This is a genomic window from Lacticaseibacillus parakribbianus (assembly GCF_025490915.1).
GTDB classification, from domain to species: Bacteria; Bacillota; Bacilli; order Lactobacillales; family Lactobacillaceae; genus Lacticaseibacillus; species Lacticaseibacillus parakribbianus.
Genome location: NZ_JANQBA010000004.1, coordinates 115,890 through 134,295 on the forward strand (window position 1 = coordinate 115,890; position 18,406 = coordinate 134,295).

Annotated in this window: 11 protein-coding genes; 2 read left to right on the forward strand and 9 right to left on the reverse strand. The window is 63.3% G+C overall.

From position 1 onward, the window contains the following. Nucleotides 1-47 precede the first annotated feature (47 nt). From NUH19_RS05130 to NUH19_RS05155, 6 genes are all read right to left on the reverse strand, one after another. Nucleotides 48-2,429: a glycogen/starch/alpha-glucan phosphorylase gene (locus NUH19_RS05130; protein ID WP_262315479.1), complete on the reverse strand. Its 2,382-nt coding sequence runs from the start codon at nt 2,427-2,429 to the stop codon at nt 48-50. Between the two features lie 67 nt (nt 2,430-2,496). Then, nucleotides 2,497-3,936, reverse strand: coding sequence for a glycogen synthase GlgA (glgA, locus tag NUH19_RS05135; protein ID WP_262315480.1), 1,440 nt, complete (start codon nt 3,934-3,936; stop codon nt 2,497-2,499). Next, nucleotides 3,929-5,098: a glucose-1-phosphate adenylyltransferase subunit GlgD gene (gene glgD / locus NUH19_RS05140; protein WP_262315481.1), complete on the reverse strand. Its 1,170-nt coding sequence runs from the start codon at nt 5,096-5,098 to the stop codon at nt 3,929-3,931. The genes glgA and glgD overlap by 8 nt, the downstream gene beginning before the upstream one ends. Further along, complete coding sequence (locus tag NUH19_RS05145) at nt 5,095-6,237, reverse strand: glucose-1-phosphate adenylyltransferase (RefSeq protein WP_225048906.1); 1,143 nt, start codon at nt 6,235-6,237, stop codon at nt 5,095-5,097. Before NUH19_RS05145 ends, glgD begins: the two co-directional genes overlap by 4 nt. A gap of 643 nt (nt 6,238-6,880) precedes the next feature. Continuing rightward, nucleotides 6,881-8,740, reverse strand: coding sequence for a 1,4-alpha-glucan branching protein GlgB (gene glgB / locus NUH19_RS05150; RefSeq protein WP_262315482.1), 1,860 nt, complete (start codon nt 8,738-8,740; stop codon nt 6,881-6,883). Between the two features lie 383 nt (nt 8,741-9,123). Further along, nucleotides 9,124-9,957, reverse strand: coding sequence for a YitT family protein (locus NUH19_RS05155; RefSeq protein ID WP_262315483.1), 834 nt, complete (start codon nt 9,955-9,957; stop codon nt 9,124-9,126). Nucleotides 9,958-10,132: 175 nt separating this feature from the next. Here NUH19_RS05155 and spxB point away from each other — a divergent pair, with 175 nt between their 5' ends. Then, nucleotides 10,133-11,959, forward strand: coding sequence for a pyruvate oxidase (spxB, locus tag NUH19_RS05160; protein WP_262315484.1), 1,827 nt, complete (start codon nt 10,133-10,135; stop codon nt 11,957-11,959). A gap of 112 nt (nt 11,960-12,071) precedes the next feature. Here spxB and NUH19_RS05165 read toward each other — a convergent pair whose 3' ends face one another. Then, complete coding sequence (locus NUH19_RS05165; protein ID WP_262315485.1) at nt 12,072-12,557, reverse strand: DUF2975 domain-containing protein; 486 nt, start codon at nt 12,555-12,557, stop codon at nt 12,072-12,074. A gap of 171 nt (nt 12,558-12,728) precedes the next feature. Between NUH19_RS05165 and NUH19_RS05170 the strand changes: the two genes are divergently transcribed. Continuing rightward, on the forward strand, nt 12,729-13,553 hold the full coding sequence (locus NUH19_RS05170; RefSeq protein WP_262315486.1) for an alpha/beta hydrolase: 825 nt from the start codon (nt 12,729-12,731) through the stop codon (nt 13,551-13,553). A 561-nt stretch (nt 13,554-14,114) separates the two neighbouring features. Here NUH19_RS05170 and alaS read toward each other — a convergent pair. Both alaS and NUH19_RS05180 read right to left on the reverse strand, forming a co-directional pair. After that, nucleotides 14,115-16,757 carry an alanine--tRNA ligase gene (gene alaS, locus NUH19_RS05175; RefSeq protein ID WP_262315487.1) on the reverse strand — a complete coding sequence of 881 codons (2,643 nt, stop codon included), beginning with the start codon at nt 16,755-16,757 and terminating at the stop codon, nt 14,115-14,117. 680 nt (nt 16,758-17,437) lie between these two features. Beyond that, nucleotides 17,438-18,346: a hypothetical protein gene (locus NUH19_RS05180; protein ID WP_262315488.1), complete on the reverse strand. Its 909-nt coding sequence runs from the start codon at nt 18,344-18,346 to the stop codon at nt 17,438-17,440. Nucleotides 18,347-18,406: the final 60 nt, after the last annotated feature.

Sequence of the window (18,406 nt, forward strand, 5' to 3'; positions counted from 1 at the left end):
GCAGTGCAAAGGGTCAACCCGCTTGCGATCGGAGACCCGAATCCCCGTTACACCGGCTGCTCCGGCAGGACGCGCCAGATTTCGCGGCCGTAGCGTTGAACGGTCAGGTCGGCCGAAAACCGGCCGGAGGCGGCGATGTTTTCCGTCGCCAGCTTGGCCCAGGCCACCGGGTCGCCCCACAGCGCGTCCAGGCGGCGGTTGGCGGCCAGGTAATCGGCAAAGTCGGCCAAGACGAAGTAGGTGTCGTTGTAATCCAGCAGCTCGGCGCGAATCTCGCGACCCTCCGACTCAATATTGGGAATGCTACCGTCCGTCAGCATGTCGACGATGCGGTGCAGCACGGGGTCGCGCTCGTAGCGCTCACGGGCGTTGTACTGGGGCCGCAGCGCCTTGGCCTCCTGCTCGGTCAGGCCGAACACCGCCATCGATTCCTTGCCGGCGGCGTCGCGAATCTCGATGTTGGCCCCGTCCAGGGTCGCCAGGGTCAAGGCGCCGGTGGCCATCAGCTTCATGTTGCTGGTGCCCGAGGCCTCGGTGCCGGCCAGGGAAATCTGTTCGGACACATCGGCGGCCGGAATGATGGCCTCGGCCAGGCTGACGCCGTAGTTGGGCAAAAAGGCCACGGCCAGCTTGCCGGCACAATCCGGATCCGCGTTGACCAAGGCGGCGACCGCGTTGATCAGGCGAATCACGGCCTTGGCGTAGCGGTAGCTCGGCGCCGCCTTGGCGCCGAACACATGAACGCGCGGTGGCCGCACCGCGCCTTTTTTGATCGCCAGGTAGTGCTCCAAAATGCCAAACACGTGCAACAGCTGCCGCTTGTAGGCGTGCAGGCGCTTGATCTGCACGTCAAACATCGCGTCGGCAGGCACCTCAAGGCCCAGCGTGGCCTGAATCAAGGCGGCGAGGCGAACCTTGTTTTCGTGCTTGGCGGCCATCAGCCGGCTCAAAAAGGCGGGGTCGCTCGCGTGGGACCGCAACGCGACCAGCGCTTGGGGTTGGTGGCGCCACTTGGTGCCGATGACGTCGTCCAAAAGCGTGGCCAGCGGCACGTCGGCCAGCTGCACCCAGCGCCGTGGCGTGATGCCATTGGTCTTGTTACTGAAGCGGTCCGGGAAAATCTGGTAGAGGTCGGCCAACACGGTGGTTTTGAGCAGCTCGGAGTGGATCTTGGCCACCCCGTTGACCGCGTGGCTGCCGATCACGGCGAGGTTAGCCATGTGCAGCTGTCCGTCTTGAAGCGGCGCGGCGCGGTTGACCAGCACCGATCCGAAGCGCGACAGGTACCGGGCCCGGAAGCGGCGATCGACCTCGAAAGCCAGCTGAGCCAGCCGCGGCAGCAGGTCCTGAAACATCCCCAGCGGCCAGGTCTCAAGTGCCTCGGCCATCAGCGTGTGGTTGGTGTAGCTCATGGTCGCCACCGTCAGCTGCCAGGCCTGGTCCCACGCCAGCTGCTCCTCATCGAGCAGCAGTCGCATCAGCTCCAGCACCGCCATAGCAGGGTGCGTGTCGTTGATGTGAACCGCCACGAAGTTCGGCAGGAGCCGCACATCGCCGTGGGTGCGTTTGAAATGCGTCAGGATGCTTTGCAGCCCGGCCGAGACGAAGAAGTACTCCTGGCGCAGCCGCAGCTCGCGGCCGGCGGTGTCCGAGTCGTCGGGGTACAAGAACTCGGTGATTGCCCCGGCCCGGGCGGTTTCGGCTAGGGCGTGGGCCCGTTCGGCGGTGGGTTCGGCCGCCCACAGCCGCATGGTGTTGACCGTGCCGGTGCGATAGCCGATCATCGCCGTGTCGTAAGGCACCGCCAGTACGTCGTCGGTGCCTTGATACACCGCGGTCAAGTGACCCGAGGCGCCGGGGACCAGGTCGACGTGACCGCCGAACTTCACGATCACGGCGCGGTTCTCCTTGCGCGTTTCCCAGGGGTAGCTGTCGCGCAGCCAGTCGTCCGGCACCTCGACTTGGTAGCCGTCGACGAAGCGCTGCTCGAACAGCCCGTAGCGGTAGCGAATGCCGTTGCCGTTGCCGGCCATGCCGGTGCTGGCCATCGCGTCCAAAAAGGCCGAGGCCAGCCGGCCCAACCCGCCGTTGCCAAGCCCCGGGTCGCGCTCGGCCGCATACACCGCCGCCGAGTCGAGGCCAAGCTTCGCCAGCCCAGCGTCCACCACGTCCTTGAGGCCCAGGTTCAGCAGGTTGGAGGCCAACAGCCGCCCCGGCATGAACTCGATGGAGAAGTAGTAGACCTGCTTTTGCTGGGTCTTGTCGGCATGGGCCTTAGACCTGGCCCAGTCCCTGGCGGCGTAGCCCTTCACCACCAACGCCAGGGTCTGGTACTGCTGAAGCGGCGAGAGGTTCTCCAGGCCGTCTGCGAACCAGCGCAGCGCCACGTCTCGGTAATCCTTAATGAATTGGGTTGTGGTAATGACCATCCCATGTCCTCCTTTGCGGCCAGTTGCCGTGTTTCAAAAAAAGGCGGGGTCCCCCGCCTCGGTGGTGCTAAGGGTGCAGGTGTAAGTAGCCGTCCAAGTAGCGCTGTGCGGCGTGGGTCCAGGCGAAGTCTTGGGCCATCGCGTGTTGCTGCAGGGCCCGGTAAACCGGCGGCTCGTTTTGGTAAATCGCGGCGGCGCGAACCAGGGTGTCGGCCAAAACCTGCGGCGTGAAGTCCCAAAACGAGAAGCCGGTGCCGGCGCCGGTGGTCGCGTCGTAGGGCTGAACGGAGTCGCGCAGGCCGCCGGTTTCGTGAACAATCGGCAACGTGCCGTAGCGCATCGCCATCATCTGCGCCAGGCCGCTGGGCTCAAAGGCACTGGGCATGACGAAGAAATCCGCCCCGCCGTAAATCTGCTGGGCCAACCCTTCGTCAAAGCGCGTGACCGCGGCGACCTTGCCGGCGAAGCGCTCGTGCAGGTGACGGAAGGCTGCCTCCAGGTTGGCGTCGCCGGTGCCGAGCATCACGACCTGAATGTCGGTGCCGGGCAGAATCTGCTCCAAGGCCGCCACCAGCATCCCCATGCCTTTTTGCTCCGTCAGCCGGGAGACGATGCCAAAGACGGGCACCGCTCGCTTGGGCAGCCCAACCGCCGCTTGCAGCGCGGCCTTGTCTAAGGCCTTGCCGCTGAGGTCACGGGCGTCGAAGGGCGCGACCAGATGCGCGTCGGTAGCCGGGTCGTACAGCGTCGTGTCGATGCCGTTCAGGATGCCGACCAGCTTGTGAGCCTGCTTGCGCAGCGTCCCGTCCAGGTGTTCGCCGAACTGCGGCGTCTGGATTTCTTGCGCGTAGCTCGGGCTGACGGTCGAAATCAGGTCGGCGAAGTTGAGGCCGCCCTTCATGAAGTTGACCTGACCGTCTTGGGCGAAGCCGTCGTCGTTGAAGAACTGGCGGCCGATGCCAAACACCGTGTCCAAGACGCTGGCCGGGAACCACCCCTGAAACTGCAGGTTGTGGATCGTCAGCTGGGTGCGAATCTGCTGGTACGGCGTGATCCAGCCGTACTTGTCGCGCAGCAGCACCGGAATGAAGGCGGTGTGCCAGTCGTTGACGTGCAAGACGTCTGGGATGAAGTCGATCACCTGCAGCATCTCGATGATCGCCATCTGGAAGAACCCGAAGCGGCCGCCGTCGTCCCAGTAGCCGTACAGGCCGTCGCGGCCGAAGAACTCCTCGTTGTCGATCAGGTAGTAGGTCACCGCCTTGAGCTTCAGGGTGCGGATGCCGACGTACTTCTCCTGGCCGCCGAAATCCAGCGAAAACTGGGTCAAGGGCCGCAAGTCCTTCAGGTACTGGGCCGGAAACAGCTTGGGGTAATACGGCAGCACGACGCGGATGTCGACGCCTTTTTGCGCCAGGGCCTGAGGCAAGGCGTAGGCGACGTCGCCCAGTCCCCCGGTCTTGTAAAACGGCGCCCCTTCCGCCGCCGCGAACAGCACTTTAAGCATGGGTGAGTTCCTCCACTTCGCTGGGCCGAAACACGGTCCGATTCTTCTCAATCACAATCGGGTGGTCGGGTGAGCCCTGGATAGTCAGGTTGGGGCCGATCACCACGCCCTTGTCCAAAATGGCGTAGGCCACCTTGGAGCCCGTGGAAATCTTGCTGCCCTGCATCAGGATGCTGTTTTGCACGGTCGCACCCTGATGCACCACCACGTTGCGGAAGATCACGGAGTCTGCGACCTCGCCTTCGATGTAGGCGCCGGTGCCCAAGACCCCGTCTTGCACCGTCGAGTCCTTGGCAAAAAAGCTCGGCACCTCGTTTTTGCTCTTGGTCAGAATCGGGATGTTCGAAAACAAAAGCGACTGGTAGTTGCTTTCGGCCAGCATATCCATGTTGGCCGCGAAGTAGCGCTGCAGCGAGTTGATCCGCGCCAGGTAGCCGGTGTACTCAAAGGCGTTGGCGTTGCCGGCCAGCACCGCCTCGCGCAAGAGCTGCGGCAGCCGGCGGAACTCCGCGGTTTGGGCCGCGGCGTCCAGCAGGTCGATCAAGTCGATAGTCGGCAGCAGGTAGATGTCCATGAAGCTCGGCACGGTGGTCGTCGCCTCGCCGTCGTGGCGCTCCGCCGCCTGAATCACCGAGGTCGCGATGCCCTGCTCCGACAGCGTCAGCGTCCAGTCCTCCGGCGCAATCGTCTCCTTGGGGACGTTCTTGTACACCGCGGTAATCTCCGCGTCGCCGGCCTTGTGGTAGGCCAAAATGGCGTTGAGGTCGATGTTGGCGATGTTGGCCGCCCCCATCACCACCGTGTACTGCGAGCCGCTGCGGCGCAGGAACTGGGTGTAGTTCTCGTAGTAGCGCGAACGCAGCGTCTGATCCGAGTAGTCGCGCGTGGCGACGTACGGGAACAAGAACACCCCGCCTTGAATCAGGTCCAGGTTCCACGCCGCACCACTCCGAATGTGGTCTTGCACGGATCGCTCGGACTCGGGCATGAACAACCCGACGCTGTGGATGTCGGCGTTGGTGATCGCCGACAGGGGAAAATCGATCAAGCGGTAGCGCCCGGCGAACGGCAACGTGCCGATCGGGCGGTGCAGCGTCAGTGGCAGCAGCTTGTGGACGTCCTCGTTCAGGTCGATGACGGCGGCCATTTCTCCTTGTCTCATGCTTTTTCCTTCCTTCCTACCACTTCACCGTACCCTACCACGGCGATGTCGTCCTTGGTGCCGATAATCTCACCGTTGTCGCCGACCAGCGCGTTCTCACCGATGATCGCGTGGTCGATCACCACATTCTTGCCGATCACGACGTTGGGCATCACCATCGAGTCCTTGACCACCGAACCCTCGCCGACCTTGACGTTTTGGCTCAAAATGCTGTGGTCGATGGTGCCGGCGACGTAGGAGCCGTCGGTGATCATCGCCCGGGTGACCTTCGCCGTTTTGGTCAAAAACATCGGCGGCAGCGCCTCGGTCTGCGAGTAGATGCGCCAGTTGCGATTGGCGATGTTCAGCGCGTTGTTCGGGGCCAGGAATTCCATGTTGGCCTCCCACAACGACTGAATGGTGCCGACGTCCTTCCAGTAGCCGTGGAAGGCGTAGGCGTAGGTCGGCTCGTTGTGGGCCAGGTAGGCGGGAATCACGTCCTTGCCGAAGTCCTCCATCTTGCCGTCGGTCGCGTAGCTTTCCGTCAGGTACTTCTTGAGCGGTGCCCAGTCGAAAATGTAAATCCCCATCGAGGCGAGGTTGGACTTGGGTTCTTCAGGCTTCTCCTCAAAGGCGATGATGCGGTTGGTGTCATCGGTGTTCATGATGCCAAAGCGGCTGGCCTCCTTCATCGCCACCGGCATCACCGCCACGGTCAAGGTCGCCTTCTTGGCCTTGTGGGCGCGAAGCATCCGCTCGTAGTCCATCTTGTAGATGTGATCGCCCGACAGCACCAGCACGTACTGCGGGTTGTAGGAGTCGATGTAGGCCATGTTTTGGTAAATCGCGTGGGCCGTCCCCTCAAAGAACTTCTCGCCTTCGCTAGAGGCGTAGGGTTGAAGGATCGTGACGCCGGCGCCGCGCTCGTTGAGCCCCCAGGCCGCGCCGTTTTGGACGTGGCGGTTGAGCTCAAGCGGCTGGTACTGCGTGATTACGCCGACCGTGTTGACGCCGGAATTGCTGAGGTTGCTCAAGGTGAAATCGATAATGCGGTAACGGCCACCGAACGGCACCGAAGGCTTGGCGGTGGTCTTCGTCAGTTTGCCCAGCCGGGTTCCTTGCCCCCCGGCCAAGATCATCCCTAACATCTCTGTAACCATGTTGGTCCCTCCATTTCGAGTAAGAGCGTGAGCCGAGGCGTCCTTAGCGGGACGGGTAGCCTAGCGCGGCGGGGTGAAGCGGTCCTTGCTTCATACCGCCGTGCGTCGCTAGCCGCTCCCGCGTTGCCTCGGGGAACGCGTTTAGAGCGTGGAAAAGCGCGGGTTTAGCGGAACGGCTAGCGTGGGGGTGGGACGGGAAGCGGGCTGTGCTTCCGGTTCCGCCCCTAGCTAGACGCTTCCGCGTTGCGCTTGGGAACGCGTCTAGAGCGTGAGCCGAGGCGTCCTTAGCGGGACGGGTAGCCTAGCGCGGCGGGGTGAAGCGGTCCTTGCTTCATACCGCCGTGCGTCGCTAGCCGCTCCCGCGTTGCCTCGGGGAACGCGTTTAGAGCGTGGAAAAGCGCGGGTTTAGCGGAACGGCTAGCGTAGGGGTGGGACGGGAAGCGGGCTGTGCTTCCGGTTCCGCCCCTAGCTAGACGCTTCCGCGTTGCGCTTGGGAACGCGTTTAGAGCGTGAGCCGAGGCGTCCTTAGCGGGAAGCTCAGCGTAGGCTCGGGCATTGGGCCCGTACTTGGCCCAGTGTCCAAGCCGAGCTGGGCGCTCCCGCGTTGCCTCGGGGAACGCGTTTGGCGCGTCAGCCGGCGCGTTCACGGCTTTGGGGCAATCAGCAACGCGCCCATCGCCGGCAGCACGACGTCGACGGTCGCCGGCTGGCCGTACGCCGGCTTGTCGCGGCTGTGCAGGGTGCGTTGCAGCCGCACCCAGGTCCCGCCGAAGTGCTGGCTTTCGGTGTTCAGCAGCACGGTGTAGGTGCCGGCCTGCGGCACCGGGACCGCGAAGTGCTGCCGTTCCTCCGGCAGCAAGTTCATCACCACCACCAGGTCGTCTTCGGGGCTCAGGCCGTGGCGGATGAAGCTCAACACGTCGTTTTCGGAGCCGATGGTCACCGTGATGCCGGCCGGTGTCTGGTCGTCGATCCACAGGCTCGGGGTTTTGACGTACAGCTTGTTCAGGGTGCGGGTGAACACCTGCATCGCCGCGTTCAGCGGGTCGTTGAGATCGACCCACTCCAACGCGCTCCAGTCGCGCCACTCGAGGAACTGACCCCACTCGCCGCCCATGAACAGGAGTTTTTTGCCCGGATGGGTCATCAACCAGACGAACATCACGCGCAGGTTGGCGAACTGGTTGTAACGGTCGCCCGGCATCTTGTGCATCAGGGACTTCTTGCCATGCACCACCTCGTCGTGGGAGAACGGCAGGATGAAGCGCTCGTCGTGCATGTAGACAAAGGAGAAGGTCAGCAGGTCGATGTGGTCGCGCCGGGCGTAGGGATCCATCGCAAAATAGCGCAGCGTGTCGTTCATCCACCCCATGTTCCACTTGGCCGAAAAGCCCAGGCCGCCGTCTTGCAGCGGCGCGGTGACCTGCGGGTAAGCCGAGCTTTCCTCGGCGATCATCTGCGCCTCGGGCTTGGTCGCCTGCACCACGCCGTTGAGCCGCTCGAGAAAGGCGCGGCCCTCCAGGTTCTCGCGGCCGCCGTCGCGGTTGCGGTCTTGCTCCTTGCCGGCGTCGTAATCCATGTACAGCATGTTGGACACCGCATCGACCCGCAGCCCGTCCAGGTGGCAATGCACCAGCCAAAAAATCGCGCTGGAGATCAGAAAGCTTTGCACCTGGGTTTTGCCCAGATCGAAGTTCCACGTTCCCCACCGCACGTTGTCGGCGCGGTGCGGATCCTGGTACTCGAACGTCGCCGTGCCGTCGAAGGTCGCCAGGGCATCGGCGTTGCGAATGAAGTGCCCCGGCACCCAGTCCATGATCACGCCAAGCCCCGCCTGGTGAGCCGCATCGACGAAGGCCAAAAAATCGGCCGGGCTGCCAAAGCGGCTGGTCGGGGCGAAGTAACCCATCAGCTGGTACCCCCAAGACGCGTCCAGCGGGTGCTCCATTAAGGGCATCAGCTCGATGTGGGTGTAGCCCATTTTCCGCACGTAGGGAATCACCGCGCGAATCGCCTCGCGGTAGGTCAGGTACCCGCCATCCGCGTGGCGCTTGAAGGAGCCCAGGTGCAGCTCGTAGATGTTTTGCGGCTGCGGCTGCCCCATGCGCCGTCGCGCCTGCGCCTGCCAGGCGGCGTCTTGCCAGTCGTGCTGCGGCGGCCCGGACAACTTAGCCGCGGTGCCCGGTTTCTTCTCAAACGCGAAGCCGAACGGGTCGATCTTGGTCGCGACGCTGCCATCCGCCGCGGTCACCTGCACCTTGTACAGCTGACCGGCCGCCGCGTTCAGCACCCCCTGCCAGCAGCCGGTTGCCCCAAGCGGTGCCAGCGGTTGCGGCTGCCACGCCGAAAAGTCGCCGACAATCGCCACCCCGGCCGCGTTGGGCGCCCACACCAGGAAGCGCCAGCGGCCTGGCCCCTCTTCATGCGCCCCGAAGCGCCGGTAGCTTTGAAAATCCTCGCCCCGGTCAAACAGGTACGCCCACTCCGTCAAGGATTCCGTCAATGTCCTCACCCCTCATTCATGGTAACGCTTACATTAGGATTATAACACCGTTACGCAAAAATTGAATCTTTAAACTAGCGCGAACCAAAACTTAATGAATCCACGCCTGAAAGTGGCACCGGTCTAGTCATCATCTGTCTAGGCACCGACACACGCTACCTTTTCCAGTGTGCGAGCCTCACCGCCAAAACACCAGAAATCAGCTCGTGACTTGTCACAAATTCGTCGGCGACCCGCGGCCACGAAAAAACGCCACCGTGCGAGACGGTGACGCGAGCTGATTCAAATTGAGTTGGTGAAGCCAAGTATTAGCCTCGCGGTTCGCCGCCACTCCGCCAAGGCGCGAGGCCGCCGCGCCAAGCAGCCCGAGTGCCGCCAGGGCCTCAGGTCAGGCTACCGCCGTGAACCTCCGTGGCCTCGGTGACCAGCACGAAGGCGTGGGGGTCGAGTTGGTGGATGCGATCGAGCAGCTGCTGGTAATCGCTTTGCTCCACCACCACCATCAGCATCTCGCGCGGTTCGCCGGAGTGGCCGCCGATCACCTGGTGGATAGTCAAGCCGTGGTCGCTCACGGCCAAGGCGGCCTCAAGCTGCGGCAGCGCGGTGTTGCTCATCACGTACACCGCCTTTTTGCGGTCCAGGCCGGTTTCGACGTAATTCATCACAAGCGAGGTCAGGCCGACGGCAAACATCGCCAGCACGAAGGCCTCAAAGCCCGACACCGGAATATTGAACAGGCAGACCACCATGTCGACCAAAAACAGCCCGACGGCCGGCTTCATCTTGAAGTACTTCTGCAGGATCATCGGCGGCACCGTGGTTCCCCCGCTCGAGGCGTTGAGCCGGTAATTGACGGCGACCCCGATGGCAAATATCACCGACCCGACGATCACGGCCAGCAGCCGGTCCTTGACCACCAGCGCTTGCGGCGTCAACGCCAAAAGCACCGGCAAGGCCAGGCTGCCAAACAGGATGCGCCGCGTGGTCGCGCGGTCCAGGAAGAACCAGGCCAACACCAGCATCGCGAGGTTGACGACCAAGGTGGTCAGCCCGACGCTGACGCCAAAGCCCTCCTGCACCAGAATCGCGATCCCGGTCGCGCCGCCCGGGGCCACGCCGTGCGGGGCGTAAAACAAGTTGATGGCAATGGCAATCAGCTCCAACGCGAGAATCATCAACGCGCCACGGACCCACCACCGGTTGAGATATTTTGACATTGCAGGCTCCTTTTCTTTAACATTATAAGTAGATTATAGCATACCGCGTTTACTGAACTGTACCAGCGCCTGCCTGCCGTCGCCACCGTTTCGCGCAAAAAGTGTTGCAATCGATTTCATTGTGTGATACATTTTAAGCGTGATAATTGACCACAACATAAAGGAGCGAATCCATATGACCACCACCACCTCTACAGTTCCTGCAAGCGTTGCAATGCTTCGCGTCATCGAGTCCTGGGGCGTCGACCACGTCTACGGCTACCCCGGCGGCTCGTTCAACTCGACCATGGCCGCCTTGGACGCCGAGCGCGAGCGCCTTAAGTACATCCAGATTCGACACGAGCAGGTCGGCGCCCTGGCCGCCAGCGCCGACGCCAAGCTGACGGGCAAAATCGCCGTCGCCTTCGGCTCCGCCGGCCCCGGCGCGACCAACCTGCTGACCGGGCTGTACGACGCGCGGGAGGACCACGCGCCGGTGCTCGCCTTGATCGGCCAGGTGCCGAGCACCAACATGAACTACAACTACTTCCAGGAGTTCGCCGAGAACCCGATTTTCGAAGACGTCGCCGTCTACAACCGGCTGGTGATGACGCCGGAGAGCCTGCCGTACGTGGTCGACAAGGCGATTCGCGAGGCCTACAAGCACCAAGGCGTGGCGGTGGTGGTGATTCCCAACGATTTTGGCTACAAGCCGATTCCAGACACCCCGTACAGCAGCGTGTCGCCGACCGACCGCAAGCCGCGGCCGCTGCCGGTGGCCACCGAAGAAGAGGTCGCGCATGTCTTGGACATGATCAAGGCCGCCAAGCGGCCGGTGATCCACGTCGGCCGCGGCATCGGTGCCGGCGGTCAGAAGCTGGTCGAGTTGTCCAAGAAGCTCCAGATTCCGCTGGTGCTGACCGGCCTGGCCAAGGGTCTGGTGCCGGATGACTACGAAGGCAACCTGGGCTACGCCAACCGCGCGGCGATGAAGGCTGCCGACGAGATTTTCGCCGTGTCCGACTTAGTTATCGCGCTTGGGGCCGACTTCCCGTTCGCCAACCTGGTGTACCGCACCCATGAATTCAAGTTCGTTCAGATCGACATCGACGAGGCGCAGTTTGGCCGCCACCACTTCCTGGACTACGGGGTGTGGTCGGATGCGACGGCGTTCGTCGACGCGGCGCTGGCCCAAAGCACCGCGGTTGCGCCGTCGCCGTACTTCCAGGCGGCCGTGGCGGCCAACCGCAACTGGCGCGACTACCTGCGCCAGCTCAGCGAGCGGCCGAGCGATCCGCTGGAGTTCGAAGCGGTCTACCGCGAGCTCAACAAGATCAAGGACCCAGACGCCGTGTTCGCCATCGACGTCGGCGACAACATCATCAACGCCTTCCGCTTCCTTGAGCTGACCCCGCAAAACAAGTGGACGATCTCCGCGCTTTTCGCCACCATGGGCTACGGCCTGCCCGGCGCGATTGCCGGCAAGCTCAGCTTCCCGGACCGCCAAGTCTTCAGCATTTCCGGCGACGGCGCCTTTTCCATGGTGATGCAGGACCTGATCACCCAGAAAAAGTACGGCCTGCCGGTGATCAACATCGTGACCTCCAACGCCAGCCTGAACTTCATCAAGTCCGAGCAAGACGACATCGCGATGCGGACCCACTCCGGGATTTTCATCGAGGACCAAGACTTCGCCGCCATTGCCAAGGCGATGGGCGTCCCGAGCGTCACCGTCACCAAGAGCAGCGAGCTGCCAGCCGCGTTCCAGGCGGCGCTTGAGGCCACCGCGGCCGGCTCACCGTTTTTGATCGATGCCAAAATCACCGACAAGCGCGGCCTGCCGGTGGAGGAGCTCGAGCTCACGATTGAAGACGGCAAGCTGATTGAAACCGTCAGCGCCAACTACAATGCCAACCAGGCGCTGAGCCGCCCGAAGGACCTCGCCGCCTTCTTCGCCGAGTACGACGGCCAATCCCTGCGGCCGCTCGCCGACTTCTTCGAGGCTTACCATGTCGCACTATAACTAACCAGACCACAACGCCCGGCCCATGCAGCCTCCTGCATGAACCGGGCGTTGTTTTGGACCAGAGCGTAGCGGGGCGTTTAGGCGACCGCCCAGCGTAAGGCCGGCGGGTTTAGCCGGCCGCTCCTGCCTCGGCGGCCGCCTGCTTGTAGCCCAGCGCCATGAGCCACAGCCGCGTCAAAACCGCCAGGAACACGGCCACCATCAGGGGCAGCGCAACGATGGCCAGGCCGATCACCATCAGCCCCGGCGCATCGGTCGCATCCGCCACCTGGTAGATCTGCGGCAACAGCAGCGCCAGCCCGGCGGCGATGCCGATCACCGCCCACTTCAGCCGGCGCAGGCCGCCGACGGCCGCCGCGCTGAACGCCTGGGCCCGGTCGATGACATCGAGCAGCCGCCACGCCACCACCGCAGCGGTCGCAAAGGCCGCGACCGCCAGCCACAGCCCGGTGGTGAACACCCAGGCCACCACCGGACTGTGAAACTGGGCCAAAAGCACCCCCGGATAGTGCGGAAACAGACCGCAGGCGAACAGTGCCACCACCGCCAGCGCCGCCGCCAACATCAACCGCAGTCCCAATACGCGAAGCTTCATCACCAATTCCTCCTGACCGAGTCTTTTGTGCTGGCTTCATTATAGCCGCCGCCCTGTTTTCCGGGGGTTAAACTTCCTTTAAGCCCCAGGTGACAACTCTGTTAGGTCGCTGTCACCGAGTTTTCACCCGGCCGGTGCTATGATTAATGGTGAAGGGACGGTGGTAGACCAATGAAGTGGAAATTCATCTTAATCGGCGTCCTGCTCAGCCTCGGGCTGTTCGGTGGGGTCCGACCCGCCGAGGCCGTGCCGGCCACCCGGGCGCCGGCCACCCTGTACCTGCACGGTCACTTCGGCGGTCCCCGCTCGATGGACTACTTGATGCACGAGGCCGAAGTCGAGGACCAGGCCCACACCGTCATCACCGCCACCGTCTCCCGCCACGGCCACGTCACCCTGCGCGGTCGCTGGCCCAAGGCCACGCGGCGGCCGCTGGTCAAAATCGTTTTCAAAAACAACCGCACCCTGCGCTACGACCGCATCGTCAACTGGCTTCACAACGTGCTGGTGGCGCTGCAGCGCAAGTACGGCATGCAGAAATTCAACATCGTCTCCCACTCGCTGGGTAACGCCGCCGTCCTGTTCTACGAGCTGCACTACGGCCAGGACCGCAGCCTGCCGCAGCTGCAAAAATACGCGGCGATTGCGGGCAACTTCGACGGGATCCCGGGTCGCCACCGCGGCCAGCACCCCAACCACCTGCTGCCGGACGGACGGCCGCACTGGATTGCCCCGCCCTACCAAGACGCGATCAACCTGCGCCACGTGTTCCCCAAGGATCAGGTCGACATCCTGAACCTCTACGGCAACCTCGAGGACGGCAGCCACTCCGACGGCAAGATTCTCAACGCCAGCTCCCGCTCGCTGCGCTTCTTGCTGGGCAAGCAGGCACGGTCCTACCGCGAAAAGGAATTTCTCGGCTGGGACGCGCGGCACGGCCTGCTGCGGCTCAATCACCGCGTGGCCAAAACCGTCAACCGCTTCATCTGGCATTAACCACCAAAGACGCGCCATTCCAATCGCGGAATGGCGCGTCTTTTGCGCGGTGGGGCCAGCGGCCGGCCGCGGCCTGGCGACACGCAAAGGGTACCGCGGGTTACCCCGCAGTACCCCAATTGAGATTGAATTGATGAACCGCCCCACCGGCAGAGCAGACTGCCCCCGCTAGATGGTGAAACCGATTCGGTTGGTGGTACGCACTGTGGTGGACCCGGCAGTCGCAGCTCCCTGGAATCAAACCAGTTAAGCTGTTTTCTTTTACGCGAATTTCTTCGTCGCTAGACACTCACGCCGCGGACGTGGTCGACATAGGTCGACGTTCATCAGATGAGGATGATAGTCACTGCGAGCTGCCTTGAGCTGCGCTTCGGCCGTGCGACCGAGAGGCGCTGCGGAATTCTACGCCAATAGAATAACACCGGATGGTCGGAAATACCATGACGCCAGTGTAAATGTTAGGTAAATTTTGTGTAAATAAATAACAGTCAGCGAATACGGTCGGCCAACCAAAAGGCGCGGGTCACTCAAAACTCGAGTGGCTCGCGCCTTTTTGCCGCGTTACTTGGCCGCCAGGGTGTCCTTGGCCAAAGTCAGCGCCTGCTGAATGCCTTCTGGCTTCTTGCCGCCGGCCTGGGCCATGTCCGGCCGGCCGCCGCCGCCGCCACCGATGGCCGGGGCAATCGCCTTGATCAGGTCGCCGGCCTTGACGCCGGCCTTGATTGCCGCCGGGCTGGCGCCGACCAGCAGGCTGACCTTGCCGTCGTTGGCCGTGGCCAGCACCAGCACGTCCGAGGCCGCCTTGTCGCGCCAGGTGTCGCCGAGCTGACGCAACTCGTTCATGCCGGCCACCTTGACCGCCTTGGCGATCAGCGTGAACTGGCCGACCGTTTCGGCCGTATCGAACAGGTTGGCCGAGGCTTGGGCCGCAAGCTTCGCCTGCAGTCCGGCCACCACCTTTTGGCTGGCCTTGAGGTCGGCTTGCAGCGCCTCAACCTTGTGCGGCACCGCCATCACTTGGTCGAGCTTCAGGTCGGCCGCCGTCGCCGCCAGCAGGTCCTGCTGCTTGGTCAAAAAGTCGTAGGCCTCCTTGGACGTCACGGCCTCGATGCGGCGAGTGCCGGCGCCGATACCGGTTTCGCCGGTGATTTTGAACAGGCCCAGCGCCGCGGTGTTGGTCGGGTGGGTCCCGCCGTCGAACTCGCGGTTGTAATCGCCGATGGAGACGACCCGCACGACGTCACCGTACTTGTCGCCGAACATCGCGATGGCGCCTTGCTTCTTGGCTTCTTCGATCGGCATTTCCTCCCAGGTGATCGGGAGCTGACGCCAAATCTGCTGGTTGACCCGCAGCTCAACTTGGCGCAGCTGCTCCGGGGTCACCTGGCCGAAGTTGGTGAAGTCAAAACGCAGGTACTCCGGCTCAACCAAGGAGCCGGCCTGGTGCGTGTGTTCGCCCAATACCTCGCGTAGCGCCTGGTCCAGCAGGTGGGTCGCGGTGTGGTTCATCGACACCTTTTTGCGCCGTTCCACATCGACTTTCAGCTTGTAGGTGGCGCCGACTACCAGCGTGTTTTCAACCGTAACGGTGTGGAGGTTCTGGCCGTTCGGGGCGTGTTGCACGTCGGTGACCTTGGCGACCACGGCGCCGTCTGCGTCCAAAATCTCGCCGTGATCGGCGACCTGGCCGCCCATTTCGGCGTAAAACGGCGTCTGGTCGAACAACAGCCGCGCCGTGCCGGCCTCGATGCGCTGTACCTGCGCGTCGTCGACGATGATGTTTTCAAGCTTGGCCTGGTCTTCAAGGTCGGTCCAGCCGGTGAACTTGCTTGGCGTCTTGATGTCCATCAAGACCTTGTCCTGGCTGCCCATCGACTGCGCGTCGCCCCGCGCCGCCCGGGCCCGGGCGCGTTGCGCCTCCATGTCGGCCTTGAAGCCAGCCATGTCGACGGTGAAGCCCTCATCCGTGGCGATTTCCGCGGTCATTTCAACCGGGAAGCCGAAGGTGTCGAACAGCTTAAAGGCCGTGGCGCCTGGGATCACCTTGAGGCCCTGGTCGCGCAGCTCGGCGATGGTCGAGTCCAGAAGCGCGATGCCGGCGTCCAGCGTTTCGCGGAAGCGGTCCTCCTCGGAGTGGATGACCTTTTGGATGAAGGCCTGGTTCTTCAGGATCTCCGGGTAGTAGCTGTTCATGATCTCACCGACCACCGGCACCAGCTCGTACAAAAAGGCGTGGTCGATGCCCAGCTTCTTACCGTTGACAATCGCGCGGCGAATCAGGCGGCGCAGCACGTAGCCGCGGCCTTCGTTGGACGGCAAGGCGCCGTCGCCAATCGCGAAGGTGACCGTCCGGGCGTGGTCGGCGATGATCTTGAACGCCACGTCATCCGCGGCGTTGGCCCCGTACTTGCGGCCGGCACTCTTTTGCTCGGTCGCCTTGATGATCGGCATGAACAGGTCGGTCTCGAAGTTGGTCTTGGTGTTTTGGATCACGGACACCAGCCGCTCGAGCCCCATGCCGGTATCGATGTTCTTGTGCGGCTGCTCGACGAAGCGGCCGTCCGGCAGGTGGTTGAACTCGGAGAAGACGATGTTCCAGATCTCCAGGTAGCGCTCGTTTTCGCCGCCCGGGTAGTTCTCGGGGTCGTCTTCGGCCACGTTGTTGAATTCCTGGCCGCGGTCGTAGAAAATCTCGGAGTCCGGGCCGGATGGGCCTTCGCCGATGTCCCAGAAGTTGTCCTCAACTTCAAAAATCTTGCTGTCGGGCAGGCCGACAACCTCGTGCCAGATGCGCTTGGCCTCGAGGTCCTTGGGGTAGACGGTGACGTACAGCTTGGCCGGGTCAAGCGCCAGCCACTTGTCGGACGTCAGGAATTCCCAGGCCCAGGGAATGACCTCGGGCTTGAAGTAATCGCCGACGGAGAAGTTCCCGAGCATTTCAAAAAAGGTCAGGTGCCGGGCCGTTTTGCCGACGTTCTCGATGTCGTTGGTGCGAATCGACTTTTGCGCGTTGGTGATCCGCGGGTTCTTCGGCACCACGCTGCCGTCGAAGTACTTCTTCAGCGTCGCCACCCCGGAGTTGATCCACAGCAAGGTGGGATCGTCGACCGGGATCAGGCTGGCGCTTGGCTCAACGTCGTGGCCCTTTTCCTTGAAAAAATCCAGGAACATCTGCCGGATTTCGGCACTGCTCAGTTGTTTCATGTGTCCTCCTTCAGCCGCCGAGGCGGCCGGCAAACAAAAAGACACCGCTGCAATCCAAGGACGCTTGCGCGCGGTACCACCTTGTTTGCAACGATGTTCATCGTTTACCACTTAATTACGTTGTGAAATTGTCGTATCAGGGAGCACAAGCCGCCCAGACCACGGGGCTCCCAGCGCTACCCCATTTTCTGGATGGGAAGCTGGACGACTTGCATATCCTAACGCGCTAATTGTACGTTGTTGAAAGCGGCGTGTCAACCAGCCCAGGGCGTAGCAAGGCGGGGTTAGCGGGACGCATAGCGCTGGGTTGGTGCTTGGGGTGTCCTTGCCCCAAGTGCCGGCCCAAGCTATGCGCTCCCGCGTTGCCTTGCGGAGCCCGACGATCCAGGGCGTAAGGCCGCGGGTGAGCGGGACGGGTAGCGTAAGGCTGGACGTTGGGCCTGAACTTGGCCCAGCGTCTGGCCTGAGCTAGCCGCTCCCGCGATGCGGCCTGGAGCCCGACGGCCCAGGGCGTAGCAAGGCGGGGTTAGCGGGACGCATAGCGCTGGGTTGGTGCTTGGGGTGTCCTTGCCCCAAGTGCCGACCCAAGCGTTGCCTTGCGGAGCCCGACGGCCCAGGGCGTAGCAAGGCGGGGAAGCGAACCGAGTCCCGCGGCACCATCACCTGGCGCATTCTCTCGCCTACAGCGCAATCCGCACGATTTTGCGGTACTGGGTGCTGGCGAACGGCCCCGGGGTGGCGCGGTAAAACGGCGACAGGGCCAGCAGGTCCTGGCCGCTTGGCAGCTCAGTCATCGCCCGGCTCTTGGCCCAGTCGCCATCGATCAGCTCGCTGCCGGGGCGGCGCAGCGGCACGGTCAGGCCGAAGCGGTTGGGCAGGAAGTTCAAGTCCTCCGGCAGCTGGTTCCCCCAAGCGAACAGCTGGTGGCGACCGCCGCCCATCAGGTACTCGTATTCCCGCTCGTTGGCCAGCGCGAAGCCGTGGCCACCCAGCGTCTGCTTCAGCTGCGCCGCGTCCCAGTCGTGCTTGATTGCGACCTGATAGGCCGTGGCACTGGCCTGGCGCAGCCGCAGCGTCTCGGTTTCGATCACCGGCGGCAGGCTGCCGTCCGGCCCCGGCACCAGCAGCGATTGAACGGCGCTACTGAGCTTCGCGTAGGCAAAAAGGTCCCCGCGAAACTTGCCGGTGATGAAATCCAGCTGCCCGATCACCTCAAGGGTACTGGCAATCGGGGTCCGGGCCACCAGCATCGGTGGCAGGTCGAAGCGGCCGGCGGGGCTGAGGTGGTTCTCCCAGGCCGCCTGGTTCAACCCCAGCGCCGCACCGATGGCCTGCAGCTGCGGCGCCAGCGGCCAGGCGACGCCCAGCGCCACGTCGGGCATCCCCGGCACGAAGCGCAGCCACTCACCGGCGATCAGGTAATCGAAGGTGTTGAGCGTTTGGCCGAAGGTGGTGACCGTGACCGGCTCGATTGCGTCGACCGCCAGCAGCGGACTCAGAAAGTACCGCCCCAGCTGTGCGGCGGCGAAGCGCCGCGCCTTGTCGTCCAGCGCGTTCCACTCGGGGAACAGTAAGGTTAACTCTGCCATTGTGTAATCCTCTCCTCTGCCGTGCGGCCGCCAACCAGCGCCGTGTACGTTGCGAATGCC